Below are 17,265 nucleotides of genomic sequence, written 5' to 3'. Positions count from 1 at the left end.
CGGCGGCCCCTCGGCCGGGTCAGCGCAGGTTGGTGGTGGTCCGGTAGAGGACGGCGGGGCCGCGGGCGCTCACCGGCTCGCCGGCCGGCACGAACGCCGACTGGCCGCGGCGCAGCACCAGCTCGCCGTCGGCGGCGGCCAGCACCGCCTCGCCCTCGGTGCACAGCAGCACCTGCGGCCCGGTGGTGGTCAGGCTGCCGGCCTGGGCGTCGAGCTGGCAGCGGGTCAGGTCGAAGTCCTCGACCGGCACCGGGTAGCGCAGCCCGCCCGGGCCCAGCACCGGGTGGATCACCGGCACCTTGCCGTCGGTGAAGTCCAGCACCTCGATGAGCGCGGCCAGGTCGACGTGCTTGTGGGTCAGGCCGCCGCGCAGCACGTTGTCCGAGCTCGCCATGACCTCGACCCCGGCGCCGCACAGGTAGGCGTGCAGGTTGCCGGCAGGGAGGAACACCGCCTCGCCCGGTGCGAGCTTGAGGTGGTTGCACATCAGCGAGATCACCACGCCGGGGTCACCCGGGTAGGCGTCGGCGAGCCGGGCGGCCCAGCGGTAGGTGTTGATGAACTCCGGGTCGGCGGCGGCGACGAACTGGCCGGCCCGGCGGGCGACCGCCTCGACCAGGTGGGTCCGGCGCTTCCCCGACAGCGCGATGAGCTGCGGGATGGCGGCGCGCAGGCCGCCGCGGGCGAGGGCCGCGATGGTCGGCTTCAGCTCGGGCAGCTGCAGCTTGGCCAGGCAGTGCAGGGACTCCTCGACCGGCCGGAACCCGCACAGCGCCTCGAAGGTGGTCAGCGCCAGCAGCAGCTCGGGCTTGTGCCAGGGGTCCTTGAACGTGCGGGTCGGGTCGTCCTGCGGGACGCCGGCCGCGTCCTCCGCCGCGTAGCCGGCCATCGCCTGCTCGATGGTCGGGTGCGCCTGCAGCGACAGCGGGGCGTCGGCGGCCAGCACCTTCATCAGGAACGGCAGCCGCCGGCCGAAGCGCTCGACCACCCGGGGGCCGAGCAGCCGCTGCGGTTCCTCCCCGATGGCCTCGTCCAGCCGGCGCCCGTCGGCGAGCAGGCTGGGCAGGTCGGGGTGGGCGCCCATCCAGAGCTCGGCGTGCGGCAGGTCCGCGGGGGCGGGCCGGCCCAGCAGCTCGGGGATCACCGTGTGGCTGCCCCACGGGTAGTGCCGGACGTTGCTCGTGAGGTGCCACATCGCTCACGAGGTTACCGGCGGGTTCGGTTCGGGGGCGGGCAGCCCTCCGGCGATCACCCCGTGCGGGTGGGATCAGACGGCGGCGGCCCGCACGTCGGGTGCACCGAGCCGCGCGGCGTCGGCGGTGCGGTCGTCGGGCATCCGCTGCGACTCCCGTTCGGCGGCCACCCGGGCCTCGTAGTGGGCCACCTCGCGGCCGGTCCGCTCGGCGTCCCAGCCGAGGACGCCGGCCATGAGCTCCGCGACAGCCGGCGCCGACTCCGTCCCGCGGTGCGGGGTGGTGATCGACACCCGGGTGCGCCGGGTGAGGACGTCGTCCAGGTGCAGCGCGCCCTCGGCGGTGACGGCGTGCACCACCTCCGCGGCCAGGTGCGCCGGCGCCCCGGGCAGGGGCCGGGCGAGCGCGGGGTCGGCGGCGGCGAGGGCGAGCACGGCGCCGACCTGGTCGCCGTGCCGCTGCAGCAACCGGGCGACGGTGTCCTCGGGCAGGCCCGCGGCGGCCGCCAGGTCGGGGGCGGCGTCCTTCACGGCGGCCCAGCGGTGCGCGCCGACCAGCGGCAGGTGCGCCGTGCGGGAGGCCGCCACCCCGGGCAGGCCGGCGGTGGCGGCGTCGACGGCGTCGGCCGCCATGACCCGGTAGGTCGTGTACTTGCCGCCCGCGACGAGCACCAGGCCGGGGGCCGGCGTCACGACCGCGTGCTCGCGGGACAGCCGGCTGGTCTGGTCGGCCTCCCCGGCCAGCAGGGGCCGCAGGCCGGCGTAGACGCCGACGATGCGGTCGGGGGTGAGCGGCCGGGCCAGCACCCGGTTGACCTGCTGCAGCAGGTAGGCGATGTCCGCGCTGCTGGCGGCGGGGTGGTCGCGGTCCAGCCGCCACGGGGTGTCGGTGGTGCCGACGATCCACTGCTCGCCCCACGGGATGACGAACAGCACGCTGGTCGGCGTCCGCAGGATCAGCCCGGGCCGCTCCTCGTCCGGCCCGCCGCCGGTCGCCACCCCGCCGGAGGCTCCCGGGAGGGCGTCGCCGTCGATCGCGTCGCGCGGCACGACCAGGTGGACGCCCTTGCTGGCGCGCACCCGCAGGCTGGGCGCGGAGGTGCCGAGCATCTCCCCCACGTCGTCGCTCCAGACGCCGGTCGCGGCGATGACGCTGCGCGCCCGCACGACGAACGAGGACCCGTCGGTCAGGTCGGCCACCCGCACGCCGACCACCGGTGAGTCCGGACCGTCGCCGTCCCGCAGCAGGCCGGTGACCCGCGCGCTGGACAGGCATGCGGCGCCGTAGCCGGCCGCGGTCCGGACCACGGCGAGGGTGTGCCGGGCGTCGTCGACCTGGGCGTCCCAGTAGCGGATCGCGCCCCGGATGGCGTCGGCGCGCAGGCCGGGGAACTCGGCGAGCGCGGCGCTGCGGGACAGGTGCCGGTGGGCCGGGATGCCGCGGTCGCCGGTGAGCGCGGCGCCGAGCACGTCGTACAGGGCGACGCCGGCGCCGTAGTAGGCCCGCTGCCAGACCGGCGCGGTCAGCGGCAGCAGGAACGGCAGCGGCCGGACCAGGTGCGGGGCGATGGTGGAGACCAGCCGGGAGCGCTCACGCAGCGCCTCGTGAACCAGCGGGAAGGCCAGCTGCTCGAGGTACCGCAGCCCGCCGTGGATGAGCTTGCTGGACCGGCTCGAGGTGCCCGCCGCCCAGTCGCGGGCCTCGAGCAGCCCGACCGACAGTCCGCGGCTGGCCGCGTCCAGCGCCGCGCCGGCGCCGGTGACGCCGCCGCCGATGACGAGGACGTCCACGACGCCGGCGGCCAGCCGGTCGCGGTCGGCGCGCCGCCGCTGCGGCGAGAGCACGGTGCGGTCGGTGTCTCCCCGTTGCATGTCCCCCACTGTCCCCGCCGTCCGACCGGTCCCGCAGGCGCCGCCGGGCGCCCCGGACGCGCTAGTGGGCGGCGCCGGCCGGCTGCCCCTTGCGCCGCAGGCGCTGGACGAGCATCACGACGGCGACCACGACCGCGCCGACCACGAGCCCGGCGACGGCGCTGGCGAGGGTGTTGGCCAGCCAGCCGACCACGCCGCCGAGCGCGCCGGTGGCGTCGTGCACGGCCTCCTCCAGGTGGTGCACCAGCTCGTAGGGCCCGTGCCAGCCGAGGTCGTCGGCGCCCACCAGCAGGATGTGGCCACCGACCCACAGCATGGCCAGGGTGCCGATCACGGTGAGGGCGGCGAGCAGCCGGGGCATCGCCTTGACCAGGCCCCGGCCGAAGCCGGCCACGCCACCGCTGCCGCGCTCGGCCAGGCGCAGGCCGGCGTCGTCCATCTTCACGATGAGGCCGACGACGCCGTAGACCAGCGCGGTGATCGCGACGGCGACGACGATCAGGGTCGACAGCCGGGCGACGAACGGCTCGTCGGTGACCTCGTTGAGCGAGATGACCATGATCTCGGCCGACAGGATGAAGTCCGTGCGGATGGCGCCGCCGACGATCGTGTTCTCGTCCTTGGGCTCGCCGTCGTCCGCGCCGTGCCCGTGCGCGTGGCCGCTGACCTTCTCCCAGATCTTCTCCGCGCCCTCGTAGCAGAGGTAGGTGCCGCCGAGCATCAGCAGCGGGGTGAGCAGGAAGTCGGCGAACTGACTCAGCAGCATGATCGCCGGGAGGATGAACAGCAGCTTGTTGCGCAGCGAGCCCTTGGCGATGCGCCACACGATCGGGATCTCCCGCTCGGCGGCCAGCCCGCGCACGTACTGCGGCGTCACCGCCGTGTCGTCGACGACGACGCCCGCCGCCTTCGCGCTCGCCTTCGCCGCGGCGGCGCCGACGTCGTCGATCGAGGCCGCGGCCGCGCGCGTCAGCGTCGCGACGTCGTCGAACAGGGCTGCCAGTCCACCCGCCACGGGAGGTCCCTCCGCTCGCCCGGCGCTCGTCGGCCGGTGTGTCGTTTCCGTGTCGTCTGATGGTGGTCGGTCCGGCCGCGGCCCGCGACCGGGTGTCAGGACCGCAGGGCCCGCTCCTGGTCCAGGGCGAGGGCCAGGTAGACGGCGCTGAAGTCGGCGACGGCGAGCTGTCGCGCCAGGCGGCACATGCGGCCGTAGCGCTCGGGCTCGCCGTGCTCGGCGAGCCCGCTCACCGGCACGTTGGCGGTCGCGGCGGTGCGCAGCACCTCGTGCATCGCCTCGCTCGCCGAGCGCGGTTCCCGCTCGCCGCCCCCGTCGGAGTCACCGGCGTCGGTGTCGCGGATGGTGAGCAGCCGCAGCCGCCGGCCGGTGTCCTCGGCGCGGTCGCGGAAGAAGTCGTCGTCCCCGTCGCGCGGGGCCAGCGGCCCGCTGAGCACGGCCCGGGCGGCGACCCGCTGGTCGGGCAGCCGGAACGCGGCGACCGGCAGGCCCGCCAGGGTCTCGAGCTGGTCGGCGACGCGGGTGGCCGCCGCCCCGGCCAGCGGTCCCTCGGCGGCGATCACCGGCAGCGCGTCGAGGAGCTCCAGCGCCAGGGTCTTGGCCGGGTTGACGAAGGACTCCTGCGCCGGCCCGCACTCGCGGGCCACCTCGTCGAGGGCGTCGGCGATGAGCTCGAGGTCGGCGGTCTGCGCCGACACCAGGCCGAGGTCGGTCGCCAGCCTGAGCAGCGGGGTGAGCAGCGACCACAGGGAGGTGTGCTGGACGCGGGACCGCGGCAGCGGGACGTAGGGCGCGCGGGCGGTGGAGCAGGCGGCGCGCAACGGTGCGTCGTCCGCGCCGATGCCCAGCAGGGTCACCCCGCGGCGCGCGGCCTCGTAGGCGGGGGCGACGGCGTAGCGGCCGGCGCCGGTCCGGGTCGCGACGACGGTGATGTCCGTCGGTCCGGTCCACACCGGCAGGTCGGGCCCCGGGACGACGTCCACGGTCACCGGGCTGGCCGGGCCGAGCAGCGCCCGCAGCACCGAGGCCGCCACCGCCCCCTCGCGACGGGCGACGATGACCAGCCCGCGTGGCCGCCCGCCCTCGGCGACCCGCTCCAGCCCGGCCTCCTCGGCCAGCCGGGCGGTCTCCCGCACCTGCGCGCCGGCGCCGGCCACGGCGGGCAGCAGCCCCCGCGGGTCGCGGGCGCGCAGCACCGTCAGGTCGTCGAGGACCTCCTCGGCCAGCTCCGGGGACGTCATGTGCCGGCGTTCCCCCGGTGCCGGGCCTCGTCGAGCAGCAGCACCGGGATGCCGTCGCGGACCGGGAAGGCCCGGTCGCAGGTGGTGCACAGCAGCTCGCTCGCGGCCTCGTCCACCGTCAGGGGGCTGTGGTGGGTGTCCGGGCAGGCGAGGATCTCCAGCAGCGCCGGGTCCAGGCCCAGCGGTCCGGTCGGCTCGGTCGGTGTCTCGGTCATGAACGCACCATCTCCAGTACTCGGTCCCGTAGCCGTTGCATCGTCGCCGCGTCGGGCGCCTCGACGTTGAGCCGCAGCAGCGGCTCGGTGTTGCTGGCGCGCAGGTTGAACCAGGAGCCGTCCGGCAGCTCGACGGTCAGCCCGTCCAGCTCGTCGACGGCGACGCCCTCGACCTCCTCGTACGCCGCGCGCACCTCCGCGGTCCGTGCCGCGGCGTCGGCCACCGTGGAGTTGATCTCGCCGGAGGCGGCGTACCGGCTGTAGGCGGCGGTCAGCTCCGACAGCGACCGGCTCTGCTCGCCGAGGGCGGCCAAGACGTGCATGGCGGCGAGCATGCCGGTGTCGGCGCGCCAGAAGTCGCGGAAGTAGTAGTGCGCGGAGTGCTCGCCGCCGAAGACGGCGTCGGTGCGGGCCATCTCGGCCTTGATGAACGAGTGGCCGACCCGCGTGCGCACCGGCTCACCGCCGTGCTCGCGGACGATCTCGGGCACCGCCCGCGAGGTGATCAGGTTGTGGATCACCGTCGTCCCCCGGCCCTTGGCCAGCTCCCGGACCGCGACCAGCGCGGTGATCGCCGACGGGCTCACCGGCTCGCCGCGCTCGTCGACGACGAAGACCCGGTCGGCGTCCCCGTCGAAGGCCAGCCCGATGTCGGCTCCCTCCCGGACCACGGCCTTCTGCAGGTCGACCAGGTTGGCCGGGTCGAGCGGGTTGGCCTCGTGGTTGGGGAAGGTGCCATCGAGCTCGAAGTACAGCGGCACGACGTCCAGCGGCAGCCCGTCCAGCACGACCGGGACGGTGTGGCCGCCCATGCCGTTGCCGGCGTCGACGACCACCCGCAGCGGGCGGATCCCCGACAGGTCGACCAGCGAGCGCAGGTGGGCGGCGTAGGCGGGCAGCAGGTCGCGTTGCGCGACGGAGGCCTGGCGGTCGGGCACACGCTCATAGCTGTCGCGCTCGGCCAACTCGCGGATGGTGACCAGCCCCGACTCCTGGCCGATCGGCGCGGCCCCGGCCCGGCACAGCTTGATGCCGTTGTACTGGGCCGGGTTGTGGCTGGCGGTGAACATCGCGCCGGGGACGTCGAGCGAGCCGGCCGCGAAGTACAGCAGGTCGGTGGAGCCCAGCCCGGCCTCGACGACGTCCACCCCGCGGGAGAGGACACCCTCGGCGAAGGCGCGCGAGAGCGGCACCGACGACGCCCGCATGTCGTGGGCGGTGACGACGGCGCTGGCGCCGCTCTCCGTGCGGACCAGCTCGGCGAAGGCGGCACCGATCCGGCGGGCGACGTCCTCGTCCCACTCGTCGGGGACCACACCGCGGACGTCGTAGGCCTTGATGATCGAGCGGAGATCGCCCACGTGTCACTCGCTCCTCGCCGCAGTCGCGCTGGCTCCTCGGCGGCCGCGCCGGTCGATCCTAAGAGGATCACCGCTCTGGCCACCCCTCGCCGCCCGAGGCCGACCACATCGGGTGGGTACGCGGAGCTGCCACTGCCGGCTCCGTGGTCACGCGGAGCCCCAGCCCTCACTCGTCCCATGGGCGACACCATGCCGGTCGGGGGTGCCCGTCGGCCCCTCCCCGTCCACAGGCGCAGCACTTCTCCACAGATGCGTTTCGCCTGCTCAACCGGTCATCCCGCGGATACAATCGAACGCATGTACGAGTCATGGACGCTCGCGAAGGACGTCGATCCGACGCCCCTCGAGATCGCCCTACTCGGTCTCCTGTGCAGGGCGTCGGCGTCGCGGATCACGGTCCGGCGGCCTCGAGGGCCGTGGATCCTCGAGGCGGTGCACGGGCGTCGCGCGCTCCCGGCCAGGGCAGGCTCCGACGGGGCCGCGGCGAAGGTCGCCGACGCGGCCGATCTCCACCATGGGTCCGCCCCGGGGGCCTCTCCTGCGGCCGATCCCGGTCCTGCCTCCACTGCCGCTCCTGCCCCGGGGGGGGGGGGGGGGGGGGCGGGGGGCGGGGGGGGGCGGCCCCCCCCCCCCGCCCCCCCCCCCCCCCCCCCCCCCCCCCCACCCCCCCCCCCCCCCCCCCCCCCCGCCCCCCCCCCCCCCCCGGACTCGACGTCGGAGTCCACGGCAGACCCCATCGACCGCCGCGGCCCTGTTCCCGATGCCGCTCCTGATCCCGTCTCGGCCCCGCAGTGCGCGTCCGAGGCCACCCCGGGCCCTGTCCCCGCCCGGGCTCTTGTTCCCGACGCCCCTCCGGCCCCCGATCACGCAACCGCCTCGGAGTCCACGCCGGGCCCTGCTCCTGCGGGCGCCGGCACTCCTGCTCCTGATCTGTCCCCTGCGGCTCTGTCCCCTGCGGCGGCGGAGCCGGTGGACGGGCGGGCGCGGTTGCTGGATGAGGGTGCGGGGTGGCTGGACGCTGCGGCCGAGGTGGAGCGGGGGCTGGCGCAGCTGGCCGGGGCGCGGGTGCGGGCGCTGGCCGCGTTCGCCCGGTGCCGGCCGGTGGCGTGGGATCGGCAGCCGGGTGAGCCGGGGGCGGCGTCGGCGGCGTCGCGGGAGGCGCGGCCGGCGGCGTTGGCCGCGGTCAGCGAGTGGGCCGCCGATGAGGTCGCCGCCCGGTTGCGGCTGCCCGCGGGTGCGGCGTCGGAGCTGCTGGTGGCGGCGGTGGAGCTGGTCGAGCAGCTGCCGGCCACGCTGGCGGCGCTGGAGGCCGGGGAGATCGGCTGGGCGCAGGCGCGGGCGCTGGTGGAGCTGCTGCGGCCGGTGGCTGCGGGTAAGAAGGCGGCGGTGCAGGCCCGGGTGCTGCCGCGCGCGCCGCGGCAGACGGTGGCCCAGCTGCGCGAGTGCACCCGGCGGGCGATCGCCCGGATCGACGCCGACGCCGCGCTGGCCCGGCTGACCGCGGCGGTCCGCGGCCGGAAGGTGACCCTGCACGCCGGACAGGACGGCATGGCGGTGCTCACCGCGGTGCTACCCGCCCCGGTCGCCCGGGCCTGCCACGAGGCGCTGCGCGGCTACACCACCGCCACCGCCACCGCCAACACCAGCGCCAACACCAGCGCCAACACCGACGCCAACGCCGCCGCCGGCACCGGCGCGGCCGCGGGCGGCGGGCCGCCCGATCCGCGCAGCAGCGACGAGCGGATGGCCGACACCTTCGCCGATCTGCTGCTGCGCCCCGACGCCGAGGGCCGTGCCCCGGTGCGGGTGCTGCTCACCGTCGTCGCCGGCGCCGGCACCCTCACCGGCACCGGGCCCGACGCCGACGAGCCCGGCGAGCTGGACGGCCACACCGTGCCCGCGCCCCTGGTCCGCGAACTCGCCCACACCCTCGGCCTCCTGCCCCGCCCTGACACCGCCGGCGAACCACCGGCCGCGGAGGCGACGTCGGTCCACGGTGCGCGGCCGGCGGAGGAGATCGCACCGACCGAGGGCGAGGCACCGGCCGAGGGCGCGGCGCCGGCCGAGGGCGCGGTGCCGGCGCAGGACGTGGCGCTCCTCGAGACTGTGGCGCCGACCGAGGGGGTCGGGTCGGACAAGGAGGCGCTGCCGGCCGAGGACGTGGTGTCCCCCGACGGCGCGCCGCCGGCCGAGGAGCCCGCGCCGGCCGAGCAGATCGCGCCGACCGAGCAGGTTGTGCTGGCCGAGGCGGCGCTGGCCCGGCTGCTCGACCTCCGGCGGCTGGGCGACACCGCGCTGGCCGAGCGGCCGCGGATCGCGCTGACCGACCCGCTGACCGGCTGCCTGCTCGCGCTCACCGACAGCATCGAGCTCCGCGCCGCCGCCCGCGACGGCACCGGCCTCGGGCCACCACCGGAGACCCCCGGCTACACCCCCTCCGCTCCACTGGACCGGTTCGTCCGCCTGCGCGACCGCCGCTGCCGCTTCCCCGGCTGCCGCGCCCGCGCCCGCCGCGGCGACCTCGACCACCGCATCCCCCACCCGCACGGCCCGACCGCCCACACCAACCTCGAAGCCCTCTGCGAACACCACCACCGGCTGTCCCACCAGGCCCCGGGCTGGCGCCTGGAAGGACGCCCCGACCACGGCCTGATCTGGGTGCTGCCCGGCGGCACCCGCATCACCACCGCCCCACCCAGCCTCGGCCCCGACGACGGCAGCCAACCCACACCCGCGCCGGCCCCGGACACCGGCGGACCGCCACCGGCCATCGACTGGAGGCGGCTCACCCCCGAGGAACGCCGCGAGCACATCCGGATCGCCGTCTCCGGCAGGCCCGCGCAGCCAGGGGACGAAGCCGCGCCCTTCTGATCGCGGAACGCGGACCCGGGATCTCCACGGGGTCCGCGCGCGCTGGAACGGTGTGGCGCCGCGAACCGACCGGCTGTCCGGCGCGCCGATCCCGTGCGCGGCCGACAGCCGGCAGCCAGCAGCTCAGCCGCCGGACGGCTAGCGCCCGCACACGTCCGATGGGGCGCGGAACGCGGTTGCGCACCGGCCCGAGGCGGCGCAGGTCTCGGCTCAGCCGGCTCCACCGGGAGCCGATCCCCGCCTTCGCCCCGCGGATGACGGCCGGGTGGGGTCAGCGGCGGGCGCGGACAGCGGCACCGGGTGCGGTGTCCCGCACCGGCGTCAGCTCAGGTCGGGCAGGACCCGCAGGTGGCCGCGGCGCGTTCCGCGGCCGTCGTCGGCCGGGTCGCGGGGCGGCTCGGGCCGGGCGGCCTCGCGGACCGCGTCGGCCAGCGCGAGCAGGTCGTCCCCGGTCGGGCCGACGTCGTCGACGTCGATCTCGTGCCGGACGACCTCCCAGCCACGGGGCACGGTCAGCCGCTCGGCGTGGAACTCGCAGAGGTCGTAGCTGTGCGGTTCCGAGAAGGTCGCCAACGGACCGACGACAGCGGTCGACTCCGCGTAGACGTAGGTCAGGGTCGCCGCTGCCGGTTGCGCGCAGCCGCTGCGCGAGCAGCGACGTGACTGCCTCACCACCGGTTCCTCACGGGGCTGACAGTAGACGCGCGGCGACGACGATGGGAGCAGGCGCACCGGGTTTCTCCGGTGACGGGAGCAGGAGCCACATCCTGCACGATGGACCCCATGGGCACCGACGGCGACCCGGTCCTCGTCCTGGGCGGGCGCAGCGAGATCGGGCTGGCCGTCGCGCGGCGGCTGGTCGCGGCCGGCGCCCGGGAGGTCGTGCTCGCTGCCCGGCGCGCCGACGACCTGGCCGCGGAGCAGCAGCTGCTGCTCGAGGCCGGGGCGACGGCCGTGCACACCGTGGAGTTCGACGGCGACGACCTCGCGGCCCAGGCCGGCGTCCTCGCCGAGATCGAACGCCGGCACGGACTCCCCGGCACCGCGTTGGTCGCCTTCGGGGTCCTGGGCGATCAGGCCACCGCCGAGCGGGACCCGGCCGCGGCGGTCGCCGTGGTGCACACCGACTACGTGGCCCAGGTGCACCTGCTGACGCTGCTGGCCCGGCGGTACCGCGAGGCCGGCCGCGGCCGGATCGTCGTCTTCTCCTCCGTCGCCGGCGTGCGGGTCCGGCGGGCCAACTACGTCTACGGCTCGGCCAAGGCCGGTCTCGACGGGTTCGCCAGCGGGCTCGCCGACGCGCTCACCGGGTCCGGGGTGCGGCTGCTGCTCGTGCGGCCGGGTTTCGTCATCGGGCGGATGACCCGCGGGATGTCGCCGGCGCCCCTGTCGAGCACGCCGGACACCGTCGCCGACGCCGTCGTCGCCGCGCTGGCCCGCGATCGGGAGGTGGTCTGGGTGCCGTCGTCCCTGCGCTGGCTGTCGGCGCTGATGCGGGTCACCCCCCGCGCGCTGTGGCGCCGGCTGCCGCGCTGAGACGTACCCTTCTGCCGCCATGACCCGACCTCCCCGCCGCCCGGTCCGGTCCCGCCGGGACCGGCACGGCCGCGGCCTGCGCGGACGCCTGGTGCCCGCCGAGGTACCGCTGTCGCGCAGCCGCGCCGAGCAGTTCGACGACCTCGTCCTCGACGCGGTGGAGGACCTCGAGCGGCGCTGGGAGCGCGAGCTCGCAGGCGTGGAGTTCGCCGTCGAGGACGTGCCCTGGGTGGAGCACACCAGCCCGGACGAGGTGGTGCTGGACGCCGACGTCCTCGACGACAGCAGCGTCCCCCTGGCGCGGGTGCTGCCCGCCCACCGCGACGGCGGCCGGGAGGTCCCCGCCCGGATCGTCGTCTACCGGCGCCCACTGGAGATCCGGGCCCACGACCGCGACGACCTCGCCGACCTCGTCCGCGACGTCGTCGTCGACCAGGTGGCCGTGCTCCTCGGCCGCGACCCCGAGGAGATCGACCCGACCGGCTGACTCACACGGCGACCGGGCTGCCCAGGTCGGCGGCGTGGCGCCGGGCCTCGTCCACCCGGGCGCGTGCGGCGGTCAGCTCCTCGGCCCGCCCGGCGGCGGCCACGAGCCGCACCAGCTGCTCCAGCGCGACCGCGTGCCACAGCAGGCCGACGTCGGGCTCCTCCCAGCCGGCGGTGCGGTCGAACACGACGTCGGCGATCTCCGCCCGGTCCTCCGCGTCGGGGGCCGTGGCCCACAGGGTGAGCAGGTCCCGGTGCCGCGGGGCCGCCCGCACGCCGGTCCACTCGAGCACCACCAGCCCGCCATCGGTGTCCAGGACGGCGTTGTCGGCCCGCAGGTCGCCGTGCGTGACCTCCGACAGCGGCAGCTGCGCCGCCGCGGCCCGGACGGCGCGCAGCTCCCCCAGCCGCACGCCGGCGCGGACGAGACGCGCGGTGTCCTGCACCGTGCCGCGCAGCCGCCCCAGTCCCCGGCCGGCCGGCGGCTGCCACGGCGCGCCGGGCGGCGCCGGCGGCGGCGCGATGCGGACGGCGGCGTCGACGGCCGCCTCGGTCCACCGCGGCCCCCCGGACGGCGCCGGGTGCAGCCGGCGGGACAGCAGCCAGCGGCCGTCGTCGGCGGCGGCGAGCACCTCGGGCACCCCGATGCCCCGCTCCTCCGCCCAGCGCCGTCCGCGCAGCTCGGCCCGCAGCCGGCGCCGGCCGCTCTCGGTGACCGCCAGGTCGAGCACCCGGTCGGGCAGCACCCCGGTCACGGTCCCCAGCCGCGCGCTGTGGTCGGCCACGGCCAGCCCCGCCGGCGAGACCCCCAGCTCCGCCAGCAGCGCGCCCAGCCGGTCGCCGGAGGCGCTGCCGGCGCCGGACCCGTTGCCCCCCATCCCCGGATCGTGACAGCCCGCCGGGTCACCTGCACGGAGAGCCCGCCGGCACGCTCCTGCGATGCTGGACGGCGATGGACGCCGCCGCCGTGCCCTGGGCCGTGCTGGGGGTCGTCCTCCTGGCGCTCGCCGCCCTGGCCGCCGTCCCGGCCCGGCGCCGGCGCCCGGGAGCGGGGTCCGACGCGGGCCGGCCGGCGCCCGGCGCCCTGCCCGACGCCCCGCCGCCGGCGTCCCCGCCGCCCGCCTTCCCCGACGACGACCTGCCCGCCTTCGCCGCCACCCCGCCGGGCACCCCGGGCGCGGCCCCGCCGCCGGAGAGTCCGGCGCGCGTGCGCGTGGCGGCGGCCGGGACCGGGGCGGACGGCGGCCCACCCCCCGGGCGGGTGCTGCTCGCCATGACCGCCGCGGCGCTGGCGCTGCTGGCGGTCCTCGCGCTGCTGGCCGGGGCCGCCCGGGGCACGCGGGAGGACTCCGGCGCCCCGGCGGACGCCACGACCGCCGGAGCCCCGCCGCCGTCTCCGCCCGCGCCGCTGCCGGTGCCCGACCTGCCGCCGGTGCCACCCGAGCCCGTCCCCGGCCAGCCGGGCGCCGGGACGCTGGCCGCGGTGTCCGTCCCGCCCGACGCCGGCGGCTGGGCGGCGCGGCTGGCCTTCGCGCCGCTGGTGCTGGAGCGCCGGGCGGTGGGCGTCACGGTCGCGGCAGCAGCGGTGGGCGTCACCAGCCGCGCCGACGGCACCGCGCTGGCGCACGTGCGGCTCCCCACCTGGAACTGCCTCGCCACCGAGGCGCCCACGGACCCCGCGGCGGCCGGCTGCGTCCCCGGCCCCGTCGAGTACGCCGACCTGCCCTCCCCCGCCCTGCGCGCCACGGCCGAGGACGGCGGCCTGCGGCTCACCGGCCGGTTCCCCACCTACACCCGGCCCGCCGGCGGCCCGCCGCTCTACACCGGCCGGGTGTACGAGCTGACGGTGACGTTGTCCGCCGGCGAGCCGGTCGACGCGGGCGGGTGGGCGCCGGCGCGCGGCACGCTGTTCCTGGGCACCGACCGGGCCGCGGCCCTCGAGGACGCGGGGGTCAGCGCGGTGCGACGGGGCGGCTGAGCCACCCCTCGGCCAGCCGCAGCGAGGTGACCGGCGCGCCCATCTCGGAGCCGAACGCCGCCGGCTCGCCGGAGCCGACCCACGGCTGCCGGTCCGGGCCGTCGACCAGGGTCAGCAGCGCCGCCCGCAGCCGGGTGCCGTCGGTGACGGCGGCGACCTCCACCTGCCCCATCGCGGCGTGCAGCCGAGCGGCGGCGCGCAGGGCCACCCGGGCCCGGCGGCCGGGCTGCGCGGCGAGCAGCGCGGGCAGCCGGCGCTCGACCTCGCGCGGGTCCCGGCTGCGCGTCACCGTGCCGCTGAGGGCGTCCAGCCGGTCGACCAGCCGGCTGCTGCGGGCGTTGGCGAAGGCGGCGTCGGGCCGCAGCGCGCCCAGGGCCCGGGCCGTCGGGTCGCCCATCGGCAGGCCGGTCAGCGCCAGCGTCCACGGGGCGCGGCGGCCGGCGCCGAGCGCCAGCAGGCCGGCGGCCAGGCGCGCGGCGACCTCGTCGTCCCGGGCGAGCAGCCGGGCCGGCGGGCGGCCGGGCGGGGCGGGGACGGCGGCCCCGCCCTCCGCCGACCCGAGCAGCGTCAGGTCCAGCGCGGCGCCGCGGCGGCGCGCCGACAGCAGCGCCAGCCCGTCGGGTCGGGACGCGGGGTCCCGCTCGACGACCACCGCGACCGGGCGGCCGGCGGCCCCGGTGTTCAGGACGGCGGTCAGCCACGGCGCCCGGGCGGGGACCGGCGCCCGCAGGGCGGCCATCAGCGGCGCGGCGGCGCGGAGCTCCCGGACGACGCGCTCGCGGCCGGTGACCACCCGCGTCTGCACGGGCCCCATACGACCACAGCCGCCGACGAGGAACTCGTCGACGGCTGTGTGCGGCCCGCTCCGGGACCGGGGGACTCGCTCAGACGGCGCGGCGGCGCAGCCGGCGGCGCTCCCGCTCCGACAGCCCGCCCCAGATGCCGAAGCGCTCGTCGTTGGCCAGCGCGTACTCCAGGCACTCGGCCTTGACCTCGCAGCCGGTGCAGATCTTCTTCGCCTCGCGGGTCGAGCCGCCCTTCTCGGGGAAGAACGCCTCGGGGTCGGTCTCGGCGCAGAGGGCGCGCTCCTGCCACGACTGGGCGTCGTCCTCGCCCAGCCCCAGGAGGCTGCCGAAGGCGGGGGTCGAGGCCACGGTGCCCCGGTCGGCCGACCGCTCCGACGCGCTCACGTAGTCCCTCAACCACGACACCTCTGCCATGACGACGCGTCCCCTCTCGCTCTCGCCACGAGGCGTGGTCCGCGGGACGTTCCCGGGCCCTGCCCTCGATGACACCGCGGGAATTACACGCGTGTCGTTGGGTGACCGTCAACTTCGCATGGTGTAACCAAATGACCACAGGAACCCCACCCGTCACAGATCCTTCGTCAGTTCTCGTTCCGCGCCACGACACGCCGGGCGAAAAGGCGACAAGTGACCATGAGGCACGATGACTTTCGTGGAGATCGTCGTGGTGGCGGGCGGCATCGGCGGAGCCCGGTTCCTCACCGGACTCAAGGACGTCACGCCCGGGTCACGGATCACCGCCGTCGTGAACACCGGCGACGACGTGACGCTGCACGGCATGCGGATCTGTCCCGACCTCGACACGGTCATGTACACCCTCGGCGGCGGCATCGACCCCGAGCGCGGCTGGGGGCTGGCCGGCGAGACCTGGCGGGTCAAGGACGAGCTGGCCGCCTACGGCGCGGAGCCCACCTGGTTCGGCCTCGGCGACCGGGACCTGGCCACCCACCTCATCCGCACCCGGATGCTGGACGCCGGCTACCCGCTGTCCCAGGTGACCGCGGCGCTGGCCGACCGCTGGCAGCCCGGGGTGGAGCTGCTGCCGATGACCGACCAGCGCGTCGAGACCCACGTGCTGGTCACCGACCCGGAGACCGGTCGGCCCGCGGCGATCCACTTCCAGGAGTGGTGGGTCCGCCACCGCGCGGAGCTGCCCGCGACCGGCTTCGTCCAGGTGGGCGTCGAGGCCGCCCAGCCGGCCCCGGGCGTGGCCGAGGCGTTCGCCCGCGCCGACGCGGTGCTGCTGGCGCCGTCCAACCCGGTGGTCTCGGTCGGCACGGTGCTGGGCGTGCCCGGCCTGCGCGACGCGCTGCTGGCCACCCCGGGCAGGGTCGTCGGGGTCTCCCCCATCGTCGGCGGCGGCCCGGTCCGCGGGATGGCCGACCGGTGCCTGCCGGTCGTCGGCGTCGAGGTCAGCGCGCAGGGCGTCGGCCGGCACTACGGCGCCCGCGCCGACGGCGGCCTGCTCGACGCCTGGCTGGTCGCCCCCGGCGACCCCGCCGACGTGCCCGGCGTCGACGTGCGGCAGGTCCCGCTGCTCATGTCCGACCCGGCGGCGACCGCCGCGCTGGCCCGCGCCGCCCTGGACGCCGCCGGTGTCTGAACCGTCCCGGCCGCCGGCGTCGGAGCCGGCGTCCGAGCCGCCGGCGGGTCTGTCGGTGCACCCGGTCCCCGGGCTGCCCGAGTTCGCCCCCGGGGACGACGTGGCGGCCGCGATCGCCGCCGCCGCGCCCTGGCTGGCCGACGGCGACGTCGTCGTCGTCACCTCCAAGGTGGTCGCCAAGGCGGAGGGCCGGCTGGTACCGGTGGCCCCCGGGGAGGACCGGGAGGTCGCCCGGCAGAAGGCGATCGACGGCGAGACCGTGCGGGTGGTGGCCCGCCGCGGGCCGCTGCGGATCGTGGAGACCCGGCACGGCTGGGTGGTCGCCGCGGCCGGCATCGACGCCTCCAACGTCCCCGGCGACGCCCTCGTCCTGCTGCCCGAGGACGCCGACGCCTCCGCCCGCGGGCTGCGCGCGCGGCTGGCCGAGCTGCTCGGCGTGGACGTGGCGGTCGTCGTCAGCGACACGTTCGGCCGCACCTGGCGGGAGGGGCTGACCGACGTCGCCGTCGGCGCGGCCGGCATCCGCCCGCTGGTCGACCACCGCGGCGCCGTCGACGCGCACGGCAACCGGCTGGAGACCACCCAGGTCGCCGTCGTCGACGAGCTGGCCGCCGCCGCCGACCTGGTCAAGGGCAAGCTCGACGGCCTGCCGGTCGCCGTCGTCCGCGGCTGGCCGGCCGAACGCCCGGCCGAGGACACCGGCACCCGCCCCCTGGTGCGGCTGGGCGCCGGCGACCTGTTCCGCTGGGGCAGCCGCGACGTGGTCGCCAGCCGCGCCCCCGCGCCGGAGCTCGTCCCGCGCCCGGGCCACCTCGAGGCCGTCACCGAGGCCTTCCGCGTCGCCGTCGCCGCCCTGCCCGAGTTCCCCGTGGTGCTCCGCTACGGCGGGGAGGACGACGGCGTGGTCGACGTCCACCTGCCCGAGCGGGCCACCGTGACCGCCGCCCTCAACCTCGGCGCGGTGCTCGGCGGGGTGCTCGTCCAGCTGCACGCCGAGGGCTGGTCCACCCGGTGGGAGCCGGTCGCCACCGCCGGCGGCACCTCACTCGTCGGGAGGTTGTGGCTCGGCTCGGACCGGGCCTGACCAGC

16 protein-coding genes are annotated in these 17,265 nt (G+C 77.3%); 6 read left to right on the top strand and 10 right to left on the bottom strand.

The window, feature by feature from the left end; translation table 11 throughout:
- Positions 1-19: 19 nt before the first annotated feature.
- From manA to ACI79F_RS07605, 6 genes are all read right to left on the bottom strand, one after another.
- Positions 20-1,195: a mannose-6-phosphate isomerase, class I gene (gene manA, locus ACI79F_RS07630; protein WP_456544618.1), complete on the bottom strand. Its 1,176-nt coding sequence runs from the start codon at positions 1,193-1,195 to the stop codon at positions 20-22.
- Positions 1,196-1,267: 72 nt separating this feature from the next.
- Positions 1,268-3,064 (bottom strand): glycerol-3-phosphate dehydrogenase/oxidase, encoded by a 1,797-nt coding sequence (locus ACI79F_RS07625; RefSeq protein ID WP_456544619.1) that lies wholly within the window; start codon positions 3,062-3,064, stop codon positions 1,268-1,270.
- Positions 3,065-3,125: 61 nt separating this feature from the next.
- The gene (locus tag ACI79F_RS07620) at positions 3,126-4,079 is read right to left on the bottom strand and encodes a DUF808 domain-containing protein (protein ID WP_456544620.1); all 954 of its coding nucleotides are present in this window, start codon (positions 4,077-4,079) and stop codon (positions 3,126-3,128) included.
- Positions 4,080-4,174: 95 nt separating this feature from the next.
- The gene (locus ACI79F_RS07615; RefSeq protein WP_456544621.1) at positions 4,175-5,320 is read right to left on the bottom strand and encodes an SIS domain-containing protein; all 1,146 of its coding nucleotides are present in this window, start codon (positions 5,318-5,320) and stop codon (positions 4,175-4,177) included.
- Positions 5,317-5,535 (bottom strand): Trm112 family protein, encoded by a 219-nt coding sequence (locus ACI79F_RS07610; RefSeq protein WP_456544622.1) that lies wholly within the window; start codon positions 5,533-5,535, stop codon positions 5,317-5,319. The genes ACI79F_RS07615 and ACI79F_RS07610 overlap by 4 nt, the downstream gene beginning before the upstream one ends.
- The gene (locus ACI79F_RS07605) at positions 5,532-6,896 is read right to left on the bottom strand and encodes a phosphomannomutase/phosphoglucomutase (RefSeq protein WP_456544623.1); all 1,365 of its coding nucleotides are present in this window, start codon (positions 6,894-6,896) and stop codon (positions 5,532-5,534) included. The genes ACI79F_RS07610 and ACI79F_RS07605 overlap by 4 nt, the downstream gene beginning before the upstream one ends.
- 1,029 nt (positions 6,897-7,925) lie before the next feature.
- Between ACI79F_RS07605 and ACI79F_RS07600 the strand changes: the two genes are divergently transcribed.
- Complete coding sequence (locus ACI79F_RS07600) at positions 7,926-9,767, top strand: DUF222 domain-containing protein (protein WP_456578893.1); 1,842 nt, start codon at positions 7,926-7,928, stop codon at positions 9,765-9,767.
- A gap of 321 nt (positions 9,768-10,088) precedes the next feature.
- Here ACI79F_RS07600 and ACI79F_RS07595 read toward each other — a convergent pair whose 3' ends face one another.
- Entirely contained in the window at positions 10,089-10,439 is a 351-nt protein-coding gene (locus tag ACI79F_RS07595) for a DUF3499 domain-containing protein (RefSeq protein WP_223223002.1), read from the bottom strand.
- Positions 10,440-10,550: 111 nt separating this feature from the next.
- On the opposite strand from ACI79F_RS07595, the gene ACI79F_RS07590 reads away from it, so the two are divergent.
- Together ACI79F_RS07590 and ACI79F_RS07585 are read left to right on the top strand one after the other, a co-directional pair.
- Entirely contained in the window at positions 10,551-11,303 is a 753-nt protein-coding gene (locus ACI79F_RS07590; RefSeq protein WP_456547361.1) for an SDR family NAD(P)-dependent oxidoreductase, read from the top strand.
- 19 nt (positions 11,304-11,322) lie between these two features.
- Positions 11,323-11,790, top strand: a complete 468-nt coding sequence (locus tag ACI79F_RS07585) for a metallopeptidase family protein (RefSeq protein WP_456547360.1) — start codon at positions 11,323-11,325, stop codon at positions 11,788-11,790.
- Between the two features lies 1 nt (position 11,791).
- On the opposite strand, the gene ACI79F_RS07580 is transcribed toward ACI79F_RS07585, so the two are convergent.
- Complete coding sequence (locus ACI79F_RS07580) at positions 11,792-12,667, bottom strand: hypothetical protein (protein ID WP_456547359.1); 876 nt, start codon at positions 12,665-12,667, stop codon at positions 11,792-11,794.
- 74 nt (positions 12,668-12,741) lie between these two features.
- On the opposite strand from ACI79F_RS07580, the gene ACI79F_RS07575 reads away from it, so the two are divergent.
- Positions 12,742-13,767, top strand: coding sequence for a hypothetical protein (locus ACI79F_RS07575; RefSeq protein ID WP_456547358.1), 1,026 nt, complete (start codon positions 12,742-12,744; stop codon positions 13,765-13,767).
- On the opposite strand, the gene ACI79F_RS07570 is transcribed toward ACI79F_RS07575, so the two are convergent.
- Positions 13,742-14,581 carry a hypothetical protein gene (locus ACI79F_RS07570; RefSeq protein WP_456547357.1) on the bottom strand — a complete coding sequence of 280 codons (840 nt, stop codon included), beginning with the start codon at positions 14,579-14,581 and terminating at the stop codon, positions 13,742-13,744. The genes ACI79F_RS07575 and ACI79F_RS07570 overlap by 26 nt on opposite strands.
- A gap of 70 nt (positions 14,582-14,651) precedes the next feature.
- Positions 14,652-14,987: a WhiB family transcriptional regulator gene (locus tag ACI79F_RS07565; protein ID WP_456547356.1), complete on the bottom strand. Its 336-nt coding sequence runs from the start codon at positions 14,985-14,987 to the stop codon at positions 14,652-14,654.
- Positions 14,988-15,216: 229 nt separating this feature from the next.
- Here ACI79F_RS07565 and cofD point away from each other — a divergent pair, with 229 nt between their 5' ends.
- Together cofD and ACI79F_RS07555 are read left to right on the top strand one after the other, a co-directional pair.
- Positions 15,217-16,176 carry a 2-phospho-L-lactate transferase gene (gene cofD / locus ACI79F_RS07560; RefSeq protein WP_456547355.1) on the top strand — a complete coding sequence of 320 codons (960 nt, stop codon included), beginning with the start codon at positions 15,217-15,219 and terminating at the stop codon, positions 16,174-16,176.
- On the top strand, positions 16,169-17,260 hold the full coding sequence (locus tag ACI79F_RS07555) for a coenzyme F420-0:L-glutamate ligase (RefSeq protein ID WP_456547354.1): 1,092 nt from the start codon (positions 16,169-16,171) through the stop codon (positions 17,258-17,260). The genes cofD and ACI79F_RS07555 overlap by 8 nt, the downstream gene beginning before the upstream one ends.
- The last annotated feature ends 5 nt before the right edge of the window (positions 17,261-17,265 follow it).

Source organism: Blastococcus sp. SYSU D00868 (assembly GCF_054050575.1).
This window is presented reverse-complemented; position numbering and strand designations above follow the sequence as displayed.